This window comes from Pseudomonas sp. HMSC063H08 (genome assembly GCF_001813645.1).
GTDB lineage: Bacteria > Pseudomonadota > Gammaproteobacteria > Pseudomonadales > Pseudomonadaceae > Pseudomonas > Pseudomonas aeruginosa.
The window spans coordinates 5,022-7,121 of sequence record NZ_KV813344.1 but is presented as its reverse complement, the minus strand read 5'-3'; the positions used below and the strand labels follow the sequence as shown (position 1 = coordinate 7,121).

Genomic DNA, 2,100 nt, shown 5'->3' with positions numbered 1-2,100 from the left:
TAGGTGGGCTTTTCTGTTTCTAAGGCCCTGAAGCCATGGGATTGGCCCTGAGCTGGCCGCTCATACCTATCTGTAGGCGTAGCAAAGCACCTCCGACGTAATCTGCGATTACAGAGGGTCATGCGGTGATAGCCGCGAGAATTCAGGGCTCTGCGAGTGCGCCGGCGTTGATGTGCAGAGGCCCTCGCTTATTTCAGATTTTCCCTACCGGCCTACCGATCGGCCAACGGGGGGCTTGCTTTCTTTCCGACAACGGTACCCCATCTAGGAGCGCAGTTGCCCTCGGTTGTCGTCAGGCTTGCCTGTCGCAACAGGTGTTGGGCCAGCAGCGCGAACAGCAAGTCCTGTTCGGAGTTGTCCGCTGGTGGGGGTACCGCGTCGGCTCTTCTTTGAGTACAGAAGGGTGGTGAGTTGTAAGCCTGAATCTCCTGATCAGACCCCGTACTCGTCACTTCTGCTGTGGGTACCTGTGTCGACGGACTGCTTCCTCTCTGAGTTGGGCGTGGCAGCGCCGGCCTTGAATGAGCCGCCTTCTGCGGCGATCCACTGTAATCGACCTTTCGGGTCTGTGCCACGGCGCCCTGAGCTAGGCTTCGCTCGTTAAGCACTGCCCGAATCTGATCGTGATCCGTCTCGATATAGCTCATTGTTGTTTGGATGTTGGAGTGGTTGAGTAGATCCTTGGCGACATGGATATTGCGCTCATGCTGCTTCATCAAGTCGGAAGCCAGGGTGTGCCTGAATCGATGGGGCGTCATTCGTACCCCGGTCTTCTCGGTCAACTTTCTGTACATCGCCTCGACTTGGTCGGCATTCATTTCCTTGCGTGCATAGTGGCGTGAGAAACGATTCACATTGAATAGCTGGTCGTGGTGGCTCATGCCTACCTGCTCGGCTTCCTGGAGTAGCCGCCGTATATGGGGGGCTATCCCATCGGTGATGGGGACGGAAAACTCTCGGTGGGTTTTCTCTGTCTCAGCCCGGATCAGGATCATTTTTCTTTTCCAGTCCACATCGCACTTACGAATGCACAGCAGCGCATTCAGACGGATGCCGGTTTCGTAGAATGTCTCGAATACGCACCGCCAGAACCAAACCGGAGTGATTCGTGCGCGTTCCCCCGTGCAGTGCTCGGAGCTATCTAGCACTTTCAGCCAGGAGCGAGCGCTTTGTATGGCATCGAGTGCTACTGTCTTGCTCGGCCGCTTTGGCGGCGTCACTCCGGTTTTCTTGAAAGGATTGATTTGGCTGTGGGTCAGCAGTTCGTACTCAATGGCATATCCCCAAACGGTGCGCAGGTGGCTCGAGTAAGTGTTCCAACTGCGTTTGGATAGCCCCTGCTCCAATACCTTTCGTCTCCATTCCAATACACTCCGATGAGTGATTTCCTGCACGGTGACTGTGCTGCCGAAGTGCTTCATGAGCGCTCTGGTTGCTGCTCGATAGGTCTTCTGGCTGGCCTCTCTGAGGTCGTGTGCGAAGAGATATTCCTCGGTCAATTGAAGTGGGGTCATTCCACACCCCCTTCGGCATCGGTGATGACCGTGAGGCTTGGGTTGTCCAGAGGCTGCACAGGGAACAGCAGTTTGGGATCCTGGAGCAGGTATGCCTTGAGCTCTTTCGTCTTGCGAGGACCAGAAACCTTGATGGTCCAGATGTTCAGGTTCTTATTGGTCTTTCGGTGAAGACCCTGTTTCTCGAACGCGCGTTGCACCAGCTTCCAGCCGGTCGTCTCCTTGGCCTGGGCCAGCTTTTCGAGCTCTGGATGCTCATGGACATAACGCTTGAAGATTCCTGGTGTGACCAGCATGGCGGTCCCGTCGACGGTATGTATCAAGGCTTTGGTGTCGTTGATGAACAGGCGACGGGCCGCGATTCCAGATTTCATCCAGCCAACGAATCCCTGTCCCAGATCAGTGCTTCTGCTAGGCATAAATACGTCTTCAACTGTTTCAGGAGCGCAATCTGCTGGCTCCGCGGTTCCTAATGGCTGCTGCAGGTTCTCCTCCCCGCGAGTGTTCGTAGGAGAAGCAGCCGGTGAGGCGTGGCTAGTAGTGTCTAGCCCGCTTGGTGGCGAAGTGATATTACCAAGAAGCGCGT

2 protein-coding genes are annotated in these 2,100 nt (G+C 55.7%); both read right to left on the bottom strand.

What is annotated here, in order from left to right; translation table 11 throughout:
* Positions 1–212 precede the first annotated feature (212 nt).
* Entirely contained in the window at positions 213–1,514 is a 1,302-nt protein-coding gene (gene xerC / locus HMPREF2924_RS03010) for a site-specific integrase (protein ID WP_003454526.1), read from the bottom strand.
* Positions 1,511–2,100, bottom strand: a 590-nt coding sequence (locus HMPREF2924_RS03005; RefSeq protein WP_168172948.1) for a conjugal transfer nickase/helicase domain-containing protein, incomplete at its 5' end; no start/stop codon positions are given. The genes HMPREF2924_RS03005 and xerC, both read right to left, overlap by 4 nt.

What these genes read in the sequence shown, in the direction of transcription:
- xerC (WP_003454526.1), bottom strand. Translation starts at nt 1,514, where the DNA reads ATGACCCCACTTCAATTGACCGAGGAATATCTCTTCGCACACGACCTC.